We start from the raw sequence: 15,540 nt of genomic DNA, 5'->3' as shown, positions 1-15,540 counted from the left end.
CTTACTACCATATACGAGTTTAAAATGATATTTTCCTGCTTCGTTTACCAAATTTTTAGTATTTTCATACAATCATTCCCCTTGTTTCAAACAATGAAACCATCTGGTAAGGCAGTCAACCTAGATGGTGGATCTTTCGCTTCTTAATGAAAAAGTATTTTACCTAAGTGACATTTATTCAGCAAAAGAGTTTGTCAAAAAACAAATTGGAGACTCTCACCGCTGATTGAAAAAGAAACCTTTGTTTCGTCACAAAATAATGAACTTGTCATAAAATAATTACGGAATTTTATCACGCTGTAACGAACCATTTGACTTCCGCTCAAGGCTGTGTGTTGGCAGAAAGTTTACGGTTGGTCTGCTGCCTGTAAAAGCCGATTGCTTCAGAAATGCAGCGGAGAAGAAAACACACTGAACAAAGTGCCACTCTAGTTCAAAGGAGGTATATTCCCCGATGATTCCCGAGGAACCCCTGCGCCCTGATACCGATGATGCTATGGTTGATTTATTGGGCTCGATCGCAATGGAGGAAATCGCCATTTCCCACCTTTTAAGCGCAGAAGCGAAAAAAATGCTGGCTTTTATCGGAAAAGATTTGGATTTCCCGACCAATCCCAGCAATGCGGAAATTTTTCAGTTTAACAAAGAAGCGGCAAGATTGATTGAATCACTCGTTATCAAGGAGTGGCTTTTGCTACGGAAGCTCCAAAATGCGGCTGACTTTTTTTCTAACAAAAAGGAAAATCATCAGCCTCTTCATGACTTTATCCCTCCATGTCCGGAACCACTAGAAGAAATGGAATAGTTGTTTAAAAAGGGGGAACGGAGGATGAATGTTGGTGACAAAATGATCCCCCCGCTCTGTTATTTGACTGCCGCTTTAGATCAATATATTTGTGCTGTCAGAGAAATGGTTTATGCCATCATAAATCGTCAGCGCGCTGGCAAGGACCCACAGCTGATCGATGCGATTCAAAACGGTATTGTCCCACTGCTTCAGGCAATGACCGATATTGAGCGTTTTCTCTTGCGGAAATGGCTTTACCTTCTCGAACATCTGCCGTTAGATGAATGCGAACTTGTTATTCAGGAAAATACCGCTAATCGAAAAAGAAAAATCATCGAACTCAACCGTATGCTGAATCAGCTTTGTCCTAATGACGAAGTGATTGACGAACTCGTTGAGGCGATGCTGCAAATGGAGCAGCAGAAAAAGATGATCATCCAGTCATTGTTACAAACCAAACGTAATAATGACCCAACTACAGTATGGCTTCCGGTAAGAAATGAATGATGGGGAAGCGATTTTTTGCCTAAAAAGCCCAGCCCGAGAGTTTAAGGTTTGAGAATCCCGCAGAAATGTTCCTGTCCCACTTAAAAATTTTGACGGATTTTGCATAAAAATAACGATGGACTATTTTAAAAACCCTGTTATAATCCAATATATGAGTATATTACAGGTATAAAGGTGGGCACTATGGGGAACACATGTAGATATGTTGTCAATGCTCTTGGTAAGGGCGGGGAAACATATTATACACAATGTAAAGACAAACAGGAATTAAGAAAATGGATCACAGATAATCAAGAAAAGCTAGTAATGAATGAATTAAACATTACCGATAAATATCAGCATCCATTCTTAAAATTTTTCAAAGCTAAAAAAATTTTTTAGCAAAAAGAGGCTGTTCCAAAAGTTATCAGGCACCACAAGTGTTAGTTATCTTATTGTGGGGCCTGATAAAACTAATGGGACAGCCTAATTTGTTTCCACAGCGATAAATTTTCGCTTTTGAATGAAGCGAAGTCGGATCGATAAGGCGATTCCAGCCGCCAGAAGACCGAATGTCAGGCCAATCCAGTAGCCGATTGCGCCGAGTTGGCTGTGATGAGCTAAACCGTAGCCGACCGGAAGGCAAATCGCCCAATAAGCGATTAACGTCATCATGAATGCTAGATTGACATCTTTATATCCTCTTAAGGCAGCCTGCGCCGTGACTTGAATCGCATCGGAAATTTGGAAAAACAACGCATAGATTAGGAAATAAGCGGTTAATTTAATAACTGCCGCTTCGTTGGAATAAAGCCCGGCCACTTGATAACGGAAAGTGACCACAAACAAGCCAGTCACGACGGCAATGATGATCGCCAGGACAATCCCCAGCCAACTGTAATCGCGCGCATCTTTATACCGCCGAGCCCCGACTTCATAGCCGACCAATACCGTAAGTGCCATGGAAATACTTGTCGGGATCATATACAAAAATGAAACGATATTAAGGGCTGATTGGTATGCGGCGACCGTTGTGACGCTGAACCTGCTGATCAAAATCGTCACGACCGCAAACATACTGGTTTCAAAAAAAGTGGAAAGTCCCATTGGAATCCCAATTTTTAAGATCTCCGTACATCTCTTGAGCGAGAATTCCTTCATATCGGAAAGGACTCTGTAGGCTGCAAACGGTTCCTCCGCTTTGACAATATAGACGGTAAACGCCAAAATCGCCCAATAGGTAATCGACGTGGCGTACCCTGCTCCAGCCCCGCCCATTTCCGGAAATCCCCATTTGCCAAAAATGAAGACATAGTTTAATAAAAAATTGACTGGCAACGAGGAAATCATGATCACCATGACGACACGGGTTCTTCCTAAAGCATAAATAAACGACCGCAAAACATTAAATACGAATAATGGCAGGATTCCAAAACTAAGTCCGATTAAATATCGCTTAGCAACATCTTGTACCCGGGCAGGCAAATCCATTTTGTTTACAAGCGGATCTAACAGAAGAAAGCCAAAACCGAAAATAATGAAGGTGAGGATAATTGACAGAAAAATGCCATGTTTTACGACAGATACTACTTCATTTATTCTTTTTTCCCCAAAGTATTGGGCTGCTATCGGCGAGACGGCGAGAAGAATCCCGGAAAGTCCGGTAAATATCGGATTCCATATTGATGAGCCGATCGCCACTCCGGCCAGCTCGGATGAATGATATTTACCCGACATGATCGTATTAAAAAACACCATTGAGAACATACCCAGCTGGGTAATGAGAATAGGAACTAGCAATACAAAAATTTGCTTTGCTTTTTCCGTAAATGAAAAAGTTTGCTTCATAATAAAATGCTCCTCAAAAAATATGTACCAAAATACCATTATAAAGCAATTGCCGTGATTTTTCTCTGAAATAATAATATTTTCAATATTAAAAAGACAGGATCAGATCCTGCCTTTTTTCATATCCGTTATTTTCGCAAATTTCATCTTACATTCCTTGACCATAGGTTCCATGTCCATGATGGTAGCCGTGTCCCGGATAATACCCGCCATGACCATGATGATAACCATAACCCGGATAGTATCCGCCGTGACCATGATGGTAGCCGTATCCTGGATAGTATCCACCATGACCGTGGTGATAACCGGTTCCCGGATAATATCCCCCGTGTCCATGGTGGTAGCCATATCCCGGATAGTATCCGCCATGATCGTGGTAGGCGGTTCCCGGCATCCCGGCGCCTCCGCCAACATTCATACCCATTCCAGGGGCTCCGCCTGGTGTTCCCATAAATTGTCTATCCACTTTGCATCTCCTCCTCATGTGGTTGCACCATAGTGTATGTTTCCAGGAGAAAAAAGGGATAGGTTTTTGCCTAAATCACCGCAGATTGTCGCTATATATGGTGAGTGGGAAGTTTAGGATGCTCCAGTTACTACTTGACAATTTTTGATGGATTATTAATTTTATACAATACCGGTTCCTTCACTAAAAATTGTTCTTCGACGTCTTTTCCTTTCGCCAATTTTTTGGCCACTACTTTTCCGTCAAACTCGAGTTGATCGCCTGGAGCAAGAGCAAACTTCTTCAACGTTTTACTATGGCTGCACCAGGCTAAACCGAGTTCAAGCGGCTGTTCCCCAACAACTTGAACCTGTTCAAGGACGACAACCTCGTCATTTTCTTCATTAAATGGGTTGTAGGTTAAGGCAAACTGTTTTACCGTTGCTGTAAAATGGACTTTATCAACCGGAAGCTGGAGCTTCGCTGGTTTAGGTTTTTTTACCTTCGTCTCCATTGTTGGCGCCGGTTGTTTTTCTGCTTTAGTTGAAACTGATTTTTCTTTCCCTTCAGATTCCTGTGATTTAGGATTCATTTCATTGCTGTCTGCCCGTTTCCTTTCCCCTGCCTCCATGGAGATCAGACTTTCTTTGCCAAAGCCCGATTGCTGCATTTCTTTTAAAAAAGCCGGGTGGATACTGCTTAAGTTTCCATCTGGAAATTCGATGATAATCGTATTAAACTCAGCGGCATTCCCGTACGTTTCATATCCTTTAATAGAAACCAACTGCTGAACACTTCGTTCCTTATACCAAAATTCTTTTTTAGCCGTGGGTAACCCCCACTCTTTAAGCTTCTCTTTGAAATGCTCTTCGTCCCGAAAGGTTTCATATTCACCCTTTGGCGGCAGATACTGAATTTGTTGCGTTTGCGATGAATCAACTGTCATTGTTTTTGCACGACCTTCCCCGATCTATTTTCCCCATTATATCATGTTCACAAAGCTTTAAAAAAAGGTACAGATTTTCTTTTTCATGCTCGGATCTCTTCCATTTCTTGCCACAAGTAAAAGCTTTTATTTTTATACAAATAAAAGCTTTCACAGATTCATATGGTGTAATATCGAGCAAATTTATGAACCGGAGGATTGCGATGATTAGAATCCATCAACAGGTTGTGAAGCCGGAGAACCTTTCTGAACACATCCCTAATAGCGAGCATAAAACAATTGTCAAGCAAATGGCTACCTACCATCAAGTCTACCAATATTACAATCTCCAGCATTTAAACTTTGAGCTCAATTTTCGCTCCAACACGATGAAAGCGGCGCAGCAGTTAAATGATAGCGGGGTGAAGTTTACCACCTTCCGCTATGCGTTCCCCAATAAAGCTTATTGGAACCGGCTGAGTAATGGCGGCTTCCTTCTCAAACATGATGCCCGTCCTTCAACAGCCATCCTTGATATTCTCAAAAACGGCAAGCTGTATGCCTTTGAATGTTCAACCGCGATTGCCATTGTCCTCTATATCGCTACTCTCTATTCGATTGGACATAGTAGATTTGATGGTCTATTTACAAGACTATACCTGATGGACTGGCAATTTGATGACGATCTCCCGATTCATCAGAAATATGGTGATGATTATTTACCGGGTGATGTTCTCCATTTCAATAATCCCGACTTTGATCCCAAGCAGCCGCATTGGCGGGCCGAAAATGTCGTTTACTTCGGCGATGACAAATACTATGGCCATGGAGTTGGGATCCGCAATGCCAGTACGATTATTAACTTCCTCAATAAAAAAAGAAAGCCGAATCCCAAGACTTCAGCTTATCTCATGAATATGATTACCAGACCGGAATATAGCGCGCTTTTATAGGTCTCAAATTTGTACGACGATGACCTAGACGCTTCCACTTTTCTTATATGGGATGGTCACGATAAAGGTCGTCCCGCTTCCTTGTTTTGAATGTACTTCAATATGACCATTTATTTTGTCCAAGCTTTGGCGAACTAAATATAGTCCGTGACCGCGATTCGGACCCTTGGTTGAAGTCCCTTTTAAAAATAATTGTGCTTCAATATCCTTGGAAATTCCGCCGCCTGTATCGTGAACTTCGATAACGAGGATCTCTTCATAATAATCAAACCTTAAGATCACTTTTTTGACCGGCCGACCCTGCACTGCATCCAAAGCATTATCGATTAAATTTCCCAGAATCGTAATCACCTCATGAGTGACTTCGGACTGCCCTGGTTTGGGAACGCTGCCTTCCCCTTCAATGATAAATTCACAGTCATTTTCTCTTGCGTAGCTGAACTTGCCTAAAATGAAGCCCGCGAGAACAGGATCTTTAAAGCGGCTGACAACAAATTCCACTTCGTTCTGCTGCTGATCGGCAACTTTTGAAATATAGCTGGCTACTGCTTCGTAATCCTTCATCTGGATTAATCCGGAAATCGCATGTAATTTATTCATAAACTCATGTGCCTGTGTCCGTAACGCCTCGGCGTATAACTTTACCCCGGTTAGCTGCTCTGCCAGCTCCTTGATTTCTGTCTTTTCGCGAAACGTTGTAACCGCCCCGACGATCCTATCTTTTACTTTAACGGGGACTTTATTGGCAATAATGGTGATTCCTTTCAGTTCATGCACCTGGTCTAATAAGGACTCACCTTGTTTCAAAACAGCATCCAGTTGGATATTAGGCATGTAGTCTTCGAGTTTTTTCCCTAATGGTGACGCCTGGAACCCAGCCTTTTGTAAAAGTCTGCTGCCTTCCGTATTGACGAGCGTGATGATTCCGTTCTGATCAACCGCCAAAATTCCTTCGCGTGTCGATTGCAGCATGGCGCTTCGTTCTTCTAATAGTTTCGCAATTTGACTCGGCTCTAAACCAAATAAGATTTGTTTAATTTTGCGGGCAAGAAACAGCGCCCCGAGAATCCCGACCACGAGGCCAACTGTGACGCCGATGTATATGTATTTTCGTCCTTGAGCGATGGCCTTATGGACTTGTTCCAGCGAAATCCCGACAGCGACAGCGCCAATTTGCTTATGATTGCTGTCATACACAGGAGTAAACGATCGCAAAGACATCCCTAAAGTTCCTTTCGCGATGGAAATGTGCTCCTTGCCTTGCAAAACTGGTCCTTCATCCCCACCAACAAAGTGTTTTCCGATTTCATTGCTGTTTGGATGGGATTTCCGAATTCCGTTCATATCCATTACGACAATAAATCTAACATGGGTTGCCTGTTTTATTTCGGTTGCAAAGGGTTGAATATCTTTTTCAGCCTGTGGATTTCGAAGTCCATTAACGACAATTGGAGACCGCGCAACCATCCGGGAAATATCGGTTGCTTTTTCAGCCTGTGTTTTTTCAATTCTATCCGAAATCCAGTTGCTGATTAACAAATCAGTAACGAGTAATGACAAGATCACCACCAAACATACGAGCAATGTGATCGTCGTTTGTAAGGTGATTCTATACCTTCTCAGTCTATTAAAAGTTAATGGTCCCACACTTCTTCCCCCTAAAGGAAGGAATTCTTAATTGATCGCATACCGATTGACAGGCCTTCCTACCCCGCCATATTGAACATAAAGCTTTACCTTTCCCTCCTTTTCCAAAAAGTCCAGATAGCGGCGGGCTGTGATTCTCGCAACTCCGATACTCTCTGCTACTTCTTCTGCCGATACCGGCCGCTCCACTTGCGACATAAACAGCGTCACTTTTGTCAGCGTATTCATATTTAACCCTTTTGGTAAACTTTCTCCACCATTATTTTCTCTTCCACTCTTAAAAATTATTTCATCTAACTCAGCCTGTCTTATTGTCTCCTTTTCGGTTAAGACCGTTTGATATAATTTATAGTTTTCCAGGGATTTTTTGATTCGATCAAAAGTAAACGGTTTAATTATGTAATCAATTGCCCCTTGTTGCAGGACCTGGTGAATCGTGTCGATATCATTAGCCGCTGTGATCGCAATCACATCAACAGATAATGAGTTCGAACGAATTTTTTTTAGCATTTCGACCCCGCCTAAATGCGGCATGTACAAATCGATGATAGCAAGATCTGGATGTAATTCACGTACTAATTTTTCTCCTTCCACTCCGTTAGCTGCTGTCCCGATGATAGTGAATCCATCTATTTTCTCAATAAATTGGCGGTGGACTTCTCTGACCATTGGATCATCCTCTACTAAAATCACTTTTACCGGACACACAATGCCTTCCCCCATCCTTCTAGCAATCAAGTTAATTTTATAAAATGCGGTTCATTCTCACAACTATTTTATCCGCTGTGTACCAGTACTGTTACATTAACGTATTTATTGTACTATAACAAAAAGAACAATAAGAACAATATGACCAAAATATAATCTTTTCTGAATTTTCCTATACCATGGTGCTAAGGGATTACTACCAATATTTATATTAAACAAAGGGGAAAAGGTATGAAGATTCATTTTAAAAATCTAACTGTGCAAGTCATTTGTGGGATTATTCTGGGGATTATCATCGGATTTTTATTTCCAACGTTCGGGGCACAATTGAAATTCTTAGCCGATATCTTTATTAAGCTTATTAAAATGGTCATTGCTCCGATTATATTCTTAACCGTTGTCATCGGAATTGGCAGCATGGGCGATTTAAAAAAGGTTGGCCGGATTGGCGGTAAAGCCTTGATCTATTTTGAAATCATTACAACCTTTGCCTTGGCCATCGGGCTAATCGTGGTCAATGTGATTAAACCGGGCTCTGGCTTCAATACTTCGGCCGCAAAAGGCGGAGACATTTCCCAATACACTACTGCTGCTAAAGAATCAAGTCATGGCGTGATCGACTTTATTCTTGGGATCATCCCGGATAATTTTTTCGCAGCCATGGCAAATGGTGACCTGCTCCCGATTCTCTTCTTCTCCGTTCTGTTTGGAATGGCGCTTGCATCCTTCGGGGAAAAAGGAAAACCACTTGTTCGTTTATTTGAACAAATAGCCGATGTCTTTTTCAAGATTGTTAATATGATCATGAAATTTTCGCCCATTGCCGCATCCGGTGCGATGGCCTTTACAATTGGAAACTTCGGTTTAGGGTCGCTCGTCTCGCTTGGAAAATTAATGGGCGGCGTCTATTTGACGATGTTCCTTTTTATCGTATTTGTCCTTGGAGCTGTAGCAAAATTTTACGGCTTTAATATCTTAAAATTTATTGCTTATATCAAGGAAGAAATTCTGTTAGTTCTCGGTACTTCTTCATCCGAATCCGCTTTACCAAAAATGATGGAGCGGCTCGAAAAATACGGCTGTTCCAAATCGGTTGTCGGACTTGTCGTACCAACAGGTTATTCGTTTAATTTGGATGGTACATCGATTTACCTTTCAATGGCGGCAATGTTCATCGCTCAAGCTTACAATGTCGATATTACGATTTGGCATCAGATCACCTTGATGGGGATTTTAATGCTGACATCAAAAGGTGCAGCCGGGGTAACAGGCTCTGGCTTCGTTACCCTTGCCGCTACCCTTTCAGCATTCCCGGTTATCCCGGTTGAAGGGATTGCCTTATTGCTTGGTGTCGACCGCTTCATGTCCGAGGCCCGGGCAATCACGAACTTAATTGGAAACGGCGTGGCAACAGTGGTTGTTTCAAAAATGGAAAATGAATTCCATCCTGCTGCTGAAGGTTCAGCCGACAAACAAGACGTGTCAATTAGTGCTTAAAGATCCCGGAACAGAGGTGCGAAAGAAAATTGCACCTCTGTTTTTTTATATTTTGGAATCCCCTTAGAAAAACCTATTGGAATGGCAACCAGGCTGCTTGAAACTGTACCGATCGCAATGAACATTGCAGTCAATGTCAGTTTATAAGTCTTCTTCACGTTGAAAAACCTCCCTCTTAAGGGCTTTCACTGCTTCCAGTGGTGAAGTTGCTTGAGCAATTGCACTAATAACTGAAACACCGTCAGCTCCCGCATTGATCACCGTGGCGGCATTCTCACTCGTAATTCCGCCAATCCCGACAATCGGAATCATGAACCCTTCCCTACGTAATTTTTCAATTAATTTTGTTCCTTGCGAAGGCTTGGCGTCCTTTTTCGTTGCCGTAGGAAAAATAGGCCCAATTCCGAAGTAATCCGCTCCATTTTGTTGAGCTGCAACGGCTTCTGCCAAAGTGTGCACGGAAACTCCCAGTATTTTTCCCGGGCCGATTTTTTTCCTTACAATATGGACCAGTTCATCATCCTGCCCAATATGTACTCCGTCTGCATCAAGCTTGAGGGCAAGCTCAATATCATCGTTCACGATAAAAGGAATGTGATGCTCCCGGCAAATATGCTGCAGTTCTTTGGCGAGATAGAATTTTGCCGTCCCTGTTAAGGCCCCGTCACCCTTTTCACGAAATTGAAAAAGAGTAATACCACCGGCGATGGCTTCCGTTAATACTTCAACAGGAGCCTTTTTACAGTTCGGACTGCCCATAATAAAATAAACTTTCAATAACTCCTGTAAGTTTTTCATAGGTACGCTTTTTCCTTTCTTTTTCGATAGGCCCCATGATTTGTCGGGCCATGCCCGTGACCAATTTCAAATTGATCTTCAATCGCTGCTTGAATAAAATCTTTCGCAGTCACTACGGCATCATAAACATTCGCTCCTTTTGCCAGTTCAGCCGTGATCGCAGCGGAAAAGGTACATCCGGTACCATGAGTATTTTTTGTTGTGATGCGCTTACTTGTGAACGTATAAAATTCTTTCCCATCGTAAAATAAATCAGTAGATTCAGTTGGTACTTCATCGTGACCGCCTTTGATGATGATATGACTGACCCCAAGTTCATATAAGCTTTTGGCCGCATTCTGTTTCTGTTCGCGGGTTCGAATCGTCATCCCAGTCAGCACCTCGGCTTCTGGAATATTTGGTGTTAACACTTTGGCAAGCGGCAATAAATATTTCTTTAGCGCAACAGTCGCCTCTGTTTGCAGTAATGAGGCACCACCTTTAGCAATCATAACCGGGTCGATGACGATGTTTTCCCATTGATATTTTTTAATCATTTCGGACACCGCCACAATAATTTCGGCGTTAAACAGCATTCCTGTTTTCAGTGCATCAGCACCGATATCATCACCGATGGCTTGAATTTGGCTGACGACTGCCTCAACGGTCATGGGATAGATGCCATGGACCCCAAGAGTATTTTGTGCTGTTACTGCGGTGAGAGCAGACATCCCGAAAACCTCCAATTCTTGGAATGTCTTTAGATCGGCTTGAATACCCGCCCCGCCGCCGGAATCAGAGCCGGCAATCGTTAATGCTTTTTTCAACATTATCCTCTCCTTTTTTGGTTACCTATAACTCTTTAAAAGAGCCTAGTTGGGCAATTTCCTTGGATGAAACGAGCGATAATTGATTTAAAAATTCGCTTTGGAAACTACCTGGTCCCTGATTGCCTGTTTTTTCGGCGGCTTTTTCGGCGGCTACACCGTAAAACGTTAACGCTGAAACGGATGCTGCCAGGTAATCTTTTGTCACCGCTGCAAACGCACCAATGACCGAGGTCAGTAAACAGCCTGCTCCCGTAACCTTCGTCATCAATGGATGCCCATTGGCAATCACAAATGTCGAGCTTCCATCTGTCGCGATATCTTCTTTCCCAGTAATGACCACAACGCAATTAAACCTTTTAGCAGCGGCAAGAGCGAGATTCACCACGTCTCCCTTCACACTCCCGGCATCAACGCCTTTTATTTCCCATTTCTCTCCGACAACATTGGCAATTTCGGAAGCATTCCCTCTAATCACCGAGATCTTCACTTCGTTGATGATTTTTTGGGCACTCTCCGTGCGAAAGCAGGTTGCACCAGCACCAACCGGATCGAAAATGACGGGAACATGATGTTTCTCAGCACTTTTTCCAGCTAGTATCATTGATTCTACGGTCGGCCCGTCTAACGTCCCGATATTTAAAACTAGTGAACTAGCAATCTTCACCATATCCGCAACCTCCTCAGGGGCATACGCCATAACCGGTGAGGCCCCCATCGCAAGCAGCCCATTGGCGGTAAAATTGGTTACCACAACATTGGTAATGTTATGAACAAGCGGATTTACCTCCCTTACCTTGCGCAACAATTCTGATACCGTGTGTTGGTCCAAGACGATCTCTCCTTTTTGAAAAATAAAATAGCCAGATCCGTTAATGGACCTGGCTCATAACCTAACCATGTAAAAAAATTCAGAAAAGAGCTACTTTCCTACGCTGGTATTACCCAGATCAGGTCCAAAGGGTTAAAAACGCAATCGTTTTCTCTCAGCCCACATGCCGGGCACCCCTAGTAGATAACTAGTATTTGATTGTATCCATCATAACCGGTGTAAATCGGGATGTAAAGGAAAATGCTTCTGAAAATGCTAACCTTCCTTTTCCTGTTCAGCTAAAAAAATTTTTAGCTCCTACATTTATACTTACTATACCACCCAAACACATTTCGCACGATTCCGACAGCAGCACTCGAGAAATGTCTTATCCTGCGCTTTCCCGAGGAATAATTTCCCCATGCTCCGGTTTACGACAGCGGCCTATCTAACCGTCTATACTTGTCGCGAAAAAAGCCTGTCCCAACCGTCATCAAAAAAACTCCACACCCTAGTGGTTTCGGGAGTTTTTTAAGCTGTCGTGGAGTGGACGATAGACCTTCTTAATAAACTTTTGAGTTATTTCCGGAAGTGCTTTATTGCGCCGGTTCACTAAAGTAGTTACAATTGCCTTTTTTTCATCCTTTGAAACTGCCCATTCATCAGGAATTAAAGCGACGATCTCCTCCATTAATAAAATCGGAATCGTTTGAATAAGCTCCAATTGCTGATAAAATTCCTGCTCCTCCTCTACAAAAAGAGCCATCAATTGATGTGTCGCACTTTTGATTAAGTCTGTCGGCAGAGCTTCAAGATCTTGCTCGACCCAATCATAACCGCCAAAAACTTCAGCCTGATCAATGATCCAAAGCCTAAAGGAATGCGGCATTTCCTCACGGAGAAGTATATTCTTCCGTGTCCGGTCCCGGTTGGACAGCCAATAATCAAATAAAATGATGCCGGCTAATGACTGATTATTATGGATATGGCAAATATTAGCTGCCTGGTGACCGTCCAAACAGTCAGGAATATATAAAGAAGCAAATTGGAAACGGACATCGCACATTTCAGCCAGTTCGGGTACTTGACTGGTGAATGGTTGCGGCATTTCGATGATTTTTCCAAAGGGTACGGGCAGACCTAGGTATCTTCCAAGACAATATCCCACCCATTCATTCGGTAACGATCTTTCAAATCCGGGTTGGAAATACTTCACCACATAATCTTTGCCATCACTAAATGTGATTAAGTGGGCATTGGATTTCCCCTCCAATTTCCGTTTGTAAACAAGAGGTTTCGTCATCGTGTTTCCCCCTCTGCAACACCGTTTTCCTTGAATGGGACTTTGCTTTTTAAAAGCTTAATATATTGCTCGGCAACCACCTGAATAGCAAACTGCTCTTCGACCCGCTTGATGGCTGCACGCGACATTTGTTGATGCAGCTCCGGTTGATCGATAATGTTGTAGAGTTGCTTTACCGCATCGTCAACATTTTGCCCACGATATAACAAGCCTGTTTTACCATGATCAACGATTTCATTAATCGGCCTGATATTAGAGGCAACCACCGGTACCCCGCAAATCATCGATTCAATAAACGTATTACCAAACGACTCCGCCTTCGTCGTCGCTAAAGTACAGCCACCGGACTGACGGATTTTGGCATAAACATGCGGCATTTGTTGATAGGGAATGACTGGAAACCATTTGATGATATCGTCTAGCTGCTCTTCCTTCCAAACCACGGCAAATTCGTCCCGTTGTACGCTTTGAGCACCTCCGATTAACCAAAGTTCAATATCCGTCCGTTCGCTTTTAATCTTTTTCGCCACCTCGATCAGCATCGGCCAATTTTTACGTTTGTCAACCCGACCAATCCAACCGACAATTTTCTTATCCTTTGGGAGAATCGGCGTATTAGCGTAATCAATTTCCTCCGGTAACAAGGCACGGAAAAAAGAGGTATCAACACCATTATAAATGACATGGATGGGGATATCCTCAACCAGGATCGAAACTAGCCTTTTTTGATAGTTCGAAGGGACAATGATTAGCTGTGGTTCAATCCCTTTAAATGATGCTAAATGGGGAGATAGCTTGATCAATTCTGGTGTACGGGCCTCGATGAAAACAGGACCTTTATATTTGGCTCTTCGAATCCACTTGTAAGCAGCTTTCGTATCGACTACAATGATCGCATCATAGGCATTATTCTTGATAATTTTGACAATTTCTTCGTCATCTTTCGTTAAATATACTTTGGCAACATCCCGCATAATGTGCAGGCCGCCATGGTCTGTTGTGTAGAGAAATTCTGTTTCAATACCGTGTTTTTTAAAATAAATCGAACGATTTCGCCAGCCGGCATTTACTCCTCCAACAGTGAGTAAGCGCCAGATGACAAGCACCTTCATTCCATTATCACCTCTCATGATTGGACTCCTCCTCAGTCAGTCAACTGTCTTTACTAAGCTGGTCTTTTGGCACCGATATATTGTTTGCGGCCGCTGCCAGCCTTTTTCCCTATATTCTGTCCGCTCTTAGAACTTTTTGTGGACTTCGACTTTGAATTAGATTTCGAATCGGACTTTGTTTTTGTTCCTGAACGGCTCTTTCTTTCAGGGAACCCTTCAAATTTTGCTTTTTTATGCTTCTTGTTTTCCGTTTTGGACGATTTTTCTATCACACGTATACTTGCTAATTCTCGTTCATCCCAATACTTGTCAATTTCCTCGATCACTTTTTCAGGATCTTCTCCACGTGCCAGCATGGTCTTTACCCATTCTTCCTTAAACACTTTATGCATTAATCCTTCCAATAAAACAACATAGTTTTTTTCATCACCGAGCGTTAACAGCTTATTACTTTCCTCTTTCAATGCTTGCTTTTTTTCTTCCTTCGTCTGCTCATCCGGCACTTCATTTAGGATTACTTGATAGATTTCGCGAGATAATTCTTCCATGTGGATGTAATGCAGCCATTCCTCATATAACTCTGGCGATAATGCTTGTACATGCGACAGAAAAATACCCTTATTGTCATTTCCCAAAGAATTTAATAGTTTCCTTGGGTAAGGGTATACCCGGTCACGCCAAACAGTCCTAGCGACATCAATGACTTTTAAACTCCCATCTTCCTGCAAATATATTTGCCGCTTATGGTGGTCTATTCGCTCATAACCAATTTCTTTAAACACGATTAACATCTGGATTAGTTTTGCTGATAGCTCCTCTGTTAAAGGTTGGGATTGCAAGTATTCTCTTAGGTCCACTCCCTTGACAAAATCCATGGCAATATAGAGTTTTCCTTTTGCATGAACTTTAGGAAATAGGTTCGTATGTTGGCCGAGTGAAAGAGCATAATATTCCCGATCACAATCCTCCTGGTTGCCAAAGACCTTTACACAAATATCATCGGTATATTGAAAGACAGCTCCCTGGCGGCCTTTCCCAATCATCTGTAAAGGTGAATTATTTGTCACTTCAACATCGGCATTGAATACATTTTTAACTTTTATTTTTTTTACCAATTTATCCATCATTTTTGGATCGATAATATTTTTCTCCAAATTTATGGTACCCATTTTTTTCCTCCTTTCTGCATGATATGTTGGAATACGGATTATGGTCTTTGCTTCAACATTTGCAGTCATACAGCTACACTATGATTCTGCGTATTTATCAACAATGCTGTTGCCTACTATAGTTAATTCAATTGCTCGGAAAATTGTTAAGGCAGATATCCAGATTTTACTTTGAAAAAATAATCGTTGCTGCCAATGATGTATTCAAAATGAGTAAAATTTGTTAAAAAATCTCAATAAGCAAG

General features: G+C 42.3%; 17 protein-coding genes and 1 riboswitch. Of the genes, 5 read left to right on the top strand and 12 right to left on the bottom strand.

Translation table 11 applies throughout. From position 1 onward, the window contains the following. Positions 1–454: 454 nt before the first annotated feature. The 3 genes from JK635_RS12315 (at position 455) to JK635_RS12305 (ending at position 1,675) form a co-directional block, all read left to right on the top strand. On the top strand, positions 455–805 hold the full coding sequence (locus JK635_RS12315; protein ID WP_202654220.1) for an alpha-helical endospore appendage domain-containing protein: 351 nt from the start codon (positions 455–457) through the stop codon (positions 803–805). A 24-nt stretch (positions 806–829) separates the two neighbouring features. Next, on the top strand, positions 830–1,294 hold the full coding sequence (locus tag JK635_RS12310; RefSeq protein ID WP_202654219.1) for a hypothetical protein: 465 nt from the start codon (positions 830–832) through the stop codon (positions 1,292–1,294). Positions 1,295–1,477: 183 nt separating this feature from the next. After that, on the top strand, positions 1,478–1,675 hold the full coding sequence (locus JK635_RS12305) for a hypothetical protein (RefSeq protein WP_202654218.1): 198 nt from the start codon (positions 1,478–1,480) through the stop codon (positions 1,673–1,675). A gap of 84 nt (positions 1,676–1,759) precedes the next feature. Here the strand turns inward: JK635_RS12305 and JK635_RS12300 are convergent, their stop codons facing one another. From JK635_RS12300 to JK635_RS12290, 3 genes are all read right to left on the bottom strand, one after another. After that, entirely contained in the window at positions 1,760–3,121 is a 1,362-nt protein-coding gene (locus JK635_RS12300) for an MATE family efflux transporter (protein ID WP_202654217.1), read from the bottom strand. 148 nt (positions 3,122–3,269) lie between these two features. Continuing rightward, positions 3,270–3,587: a hypothetical protein gene (locus JK635_RS12295; RefSeq protein WP_368857087.1), complete on the bottom strand. Its 318-nt coding sequence runs from the start codon at positions 3,585–3,587 to the stop codon at positions 3,270–3,272. A gap of 130 nt (positions 3,588–3,717) precedes the next feature. Next, entirely contained in the window at positions 3,718–4,512 is a 795-nt protein-coding gene (locus JK635_RS12290; RefSeq protein ID WP_202654216.1) for a hypothetical protein, read from the bottom strand. 203 nt (positions 4,513–4,715) lie between these two features. Here JK635_RS12290 and tgl point away from each other — a divergent pair, with 203 nt between their 5' ends. Then, positions 4,716–5,444, top strand: a complete 729-nt coding sequence (gene tgl / locus JK635_RS12285; RefSeq protein ID WP_202654215.1) for a spore coat transglutaminase TGL — start codon at positions 4,716–4,718, stop codon at positions 5,442–5,444. 24 nt (positions 5,445–5,468) lie between these two features. Here the strand turns inward: tgl and dcuS are convergent, their stop codons facing one another. Both dcuS and JK635_RS12275 read right to left on the bottom strand, forming a co-directional pair. After that, a complete protein-coding gene (gene dcuS / locus JK635_RS12280; protein WP_368857086.1) occupies positions 5,469–7,091 on the bottom strand; it encodes a DcuS/MalK family sensor histidine kinase in 1,623 nt (540 codons plus the stop codon). A 27-nt stretch (positions 7,092–7,118) separates the two neighbouring features. Further along, complete coding sequence (locus JK635_RS12275; protein ID WP_368857085.1) at positions 7,119–7,799, bottom strand: response regulator; 681 nt, start codon at positions 7,797–7,799, stop codon at positions 7,119–7,121. Positions 7,800–8,030: 231 nt separating this feature from the next. On the opposite strand from JK635_RS12275, the gene JK635_RS12270 reads away from it, so the two are divergent. Next, positions 8,031–9,296 (top strand): dicarboxylate/amino acid:cation symporter, encoded by a 1,266-nt coding sequence (locus tag JK635_RS12270; protein ID WP_202654213.1) that lies wholly within the window; start codon positions 8,031–8,033, stop codon positions 9,294–9,296. Here JK635_RS12270 and JK635_RS24265 read toward each other — a convergent pair. The 7 genes from JK635_RS24265 to JK635_RS12235 all read right to left on the bottom strand — a co-directional run bounded on the left by JK635_RS24265 (position 9,293) and on the right by JK635_RS12235 (position 15,295). Beyond that, positions 9,293–9,454 (bottom strand): hypothetical protein, encoded by a 162-nt coding sequence (locus JK635_RS24265; protein ID WP_235888037.1) that lies wholly within the window; start codon positions 9,452–9,454, stop codon positions 9,293–9,295. The two genes, JK635_RS12270 and JK635_RS24265, sit on opposite strands and share 4 nt — an antisense overlap. Then, a complete protein-coding gene (gene thiE / locus JK635_RS12260) occupies positions 9,438–10,094 on the bottom strand; it encodes a thiamine phosphate synthase (RefSeq protein ID WP_202654212.1) in 657 nt (218 codons plus the stop codon). Before thiE ends, JK635_RS24265 begins: the two co-directional genes overlap by 17 nt. After that, on the bottom strand, positions 10,091–10,903 hold the full coding sequence (gene thiD / locus JK635_RS12255; protein WP_202654211.1) for a bifunctional hydroxymethylpyrimidine kinase/phosphomethylpyrimidine kinase: 813 nt from the start codon (positions 10,901–10,903) through the stop codon (positions 10,091–10,093). The genes thiE and thiD overlap by 4 nt, the downstream gene beginning before the upstream one ends. Positions 10,904–10,925: 22 nt before the next feature. After that, entirely contained in the window at positions 10,926–11,732 is an 807-nt protein-coding gene (gene thiM / locus JK635_RS12250; protein WP_202654210.1) for a hydroxyethylthiazole kinase, read from the bottom strand. A 78-nt stretch (positions 11,733–11,810) separates the two neighbouring features. Then, positions 11,811–11,920: riboswitch (TPP riboswitch) on the bottom strand. A gap of 302 nt (positions 11,921–12,222) precedes the next feature. Further along, a complete protein-coding gene (locus tag JK635_RS12245) occupies positions 12,223–13,014 on the bottom strand; it encodes a HipA family kinase (protein ID WP_202654209.1) in 792 nt (263 codons plus the stop codon). Further along, positions 13,011–14,126: a glycosyltransferase family 4 protein gene (locus tag JK635_RS12240; RefSeq protein WP_202654353.1), complete on the bottom strand. Its 1,116-nt coding sequence runs from the start codon at positions 14,124–14,126 to the stop codon at positions 13,011–13,013. Before JK635_RS12240 ends, JK635_RS12245 begins: the two co-directional genes overlap by 4 nt. A gap of 53 nt (positions 14,127–14,179) precedes the next feature. After that, the gene (locus JK635_RS12235; RefSeq protein WP_202654208.1) at positions 14,180–15,295 is read right to left on the bottom strand and encodes a serine/threonine-protein kinase; all 1,116 of its coding nucleotides are present in this window, start codon (positions 15,293–15,295) and stop codon (positions 14,180–14,182) included. Positions 15,296–15,540: the final 245 nt, after the last annotated feature.

Origin of the sequence: Neobacillus paridis (assembly GCF_016765675.1) — a bacterium.
GTDB lineage: Bacteria > Bacillota > Bacilli > Bacillales > Cytobacillaceae > Neobacillus > Neobacillus paridis.
Note: the sequence above shows the minus strand (reverse complement) of the source record. Positions and strands in the feature narration are given on the sequence as shown.